At 60.9% G+C, this 2516-nt stretch carries 1 protein-coding gene and 1 pseudogene; one reads left to right on the top strand and one right to left on the bottom strand.

The genetic code is table 11. The annotated features are described in order from the left end of the window. Positions 1-293 precede the first annotated feature (293 nt). Positions 294-2126: a DEAD/DEAH box helicase gene (locus AC3WQZ_RS35585; RefSeq protein WP_492302157.1), complete on the top strand. Its 1833-nt coding sequence runs from the start codon at positions 294-296 to the stop codon at positions 2124-2126. A gap of 20 nt (positions 2127-2146) precedes the next feature. On the opposite strand, the pseudogene AC3WQZ_RS35590 reads toward AC3WQZ_RS35585, so the two are convergent. Then, a pseudogene (locus AC3WQZ_RS35590) lies at positions 2147-2371 on the bottom strand (type II toxin-antitoxin system Phd/YefM family antitoxin). Positions 2372-2516 lie beyond the last annotated feature (145 nt).

The following is a 2516-nucleotide window of genomic DNA, read 5'->3' on the forward strand; positions in this document are numbered from 1 at the left end:
AGCGGGAGGTTACCACTGCGATCCGGGCTCTCATACGGGGGTGGCGGGAATCGACGGATCGGCGGCGCGGATCGCCGGAAAGCAGGCGCAGACCGCTTGGCAATCCCCCGGAGCCGCCGGCTCGCCAGTGTCGCCAACCGGCAAATCACCAAAACTACCGAAATAGCCACCGTTACCGTTTTGTGCCTACAATTGCCGCATAACAAACCTGCCTGACCGCCGTCGCACCGGGTCCGCGACACCTACCGTGGTCAGCGCAGCTCCTGAACGGGCAATAAGAAGAGCAACAACGCATGGCCACGCTGATTCCCGCGCTGGGTTCGGTCACTTCGCGCATGACCAGTGGAGAGAGACGCTTCGCCGAGCGTCTGGAGACAAAGCTGGAGGACGACTACCTGTGCTGGTATGACGTTGCCATCGGAGAGAAAACCAGGCATCCGGATTTCATCGTCTTCCATCCCAGCCGGGGTCTGCTGGTGTTGGAGGTGAAAGACTGGAGGCTGGATACCATCCGGGAAATCGACCAGCGCGATGTCACGCTGCTGACGGATCGCGGGCTGGTGCGGGAGATGAATCCCCTCGAGCAAGCCCGCCAGTACATGTTCTATGTCACCAACCTGCTGCAGCGCGATCCGCAGTTGGTCTGGCCTGGCGGCTCGCTGAAAGGCAAACCCTTCTTTCCCTACGGCTGCGGCGTCGTCCTGTCCAACATCACGCGTGCCCAGTTCGACAAGACCAACCTCGGCGACGTCCTGCCGCCGCAGCTGGTGATCTGCCAGGACGAGATGTACGAGTCGGTCGACGCGGAACACTTCCAGCAGCGCCTGTGGGAGATGTTCCCGGTCAAGTTCACCTTCAAGCTTTCCTTGCCGCAGATCGAGCGGATTCGCTGGCACCTGTTCCCGCAGATCCGCATGCCGGAGCAACGCGCGCTCTTCCCGGAGGAAGCCGCGGAGCCGCTGGATATGCCTGACATCCTTCGCGTCATGGATCTCCAGCAGGAGCAGCTGGCACGCAGCCTTGGCGAAGGCCACCGGGTCATTCATGGCGTCGCCGGCTCTGGCAAGACGATGATCCTCGGCTACCGGGCTGAGCATCTGGCAAAGATCGTCACACGGCCAGTGCTCGTGCTTTGCTACAACAAGACCCTCGCCGCCAAGCTGGCGGCGACGATGATCGAGAAAGGCATCGAAGAAAAGGTCCACGTCTATAACTTCCACGCGTGGTGCTCGCGGCAGTTGGAGACTTACAACATTGACCGCCCCAAGGGCCGCCCCAGTGATGCGCTGTTTGAGGAAATGGTGAATCGGGTCATCCAGGGCGTGGACCGGAAAGCGATCCCGGCCGGCCAGTACGACGCCGTGCTGATCGATGAGGGGCATGACTTCCGGCCGGAGTGGTTTAAGCTGGTCGTGCAGATGGTGAATCCGGAGAGCAATTCCCTGTTGGTGCTCTACGACGATGCGCAGTCCATTTATGGCGGCGCCAGGAAACGCGGGATGACCTTTGCCAGCGTGGGCATCCAGGCCCGAGGCCGTACGACCATCCTCAAGCTGAACTACCGCAATACGCAGGAGATTCTGGCTGTCGCGCGCAGCTTTGCGGATGAGTTGCTGCGGCCGACCGAGGCAACCGAAGACGAAGCGCCTACCGTGCAACCTGTCGGTGCCGGGCGCCGCGGCAACAAACCGCTGCTGATCGAATTGCCAAACGTAGAGGCGGAAGCTGAGCGCATTGCGCAGATCCTGACTGACGAGAACCGGGCTGGTACGCCCTGGTCAGAAATGGCGGTGCTCTATCGCCATTGGGACACGGTCGGACACGTCACCAGCGCGCTGACGCGCAAGGGCATTCCGTTCGAATGTCCCCAAATCACCAAGCGATTTACGCCCGGCGCGGACAGCGTCAAGGTAATCACGATGCATAGCAGCAAGGGGCTTGAGTTTCCGCTGGTGTGCATTCCGGCCACGGGGATGCCGCATAAGCACGATGAGGCGGATGAAGACGAAGCGCGGCTGATGTATGTGGCGATGACGCGGGCTACGCGGCAGTTGGTGATGACGTTTGGGGATGGGTCGCGGTTTGCTGGAAAGCTGAGTGCTGCGCTGGGTGCAGTAAGGGAATAAGGCACGCTTATCCAGCACGATCACCGCTCGGCCTCCCACTCAACGTCCACTGGCTCCGTCGGCGCGTCGTAGCGCACCACGGTGCCGCGTAAATACCTGAAGGGGGTCGCGCTCCAGCCCGCGATAGGGACGCACTTCAAGTGTGGGCTTGCCGTGGTCCGGTGACAATGACCGGCTCGCCCGAGGCTTCGATTCTGGCGGAAATACTCGAGGGCGCGCGCCTTGAACTCGGTCTTGGAAATCAGCTCGGCATTGAGGCGGCTGTGCGCCCTTGCCACAAAAACAAAACGGGCTACGCAATCTTGCGTAGCCCGTTTTCAAATTCTGGTGCCGGCTGCAGGACTCGAACCCGCCACCTGATGATTACAAATTTCCTTGTAAATCAATAAG

The organism is Cupriavidus sp. FW305-26 (assembly GCF_058787975.1).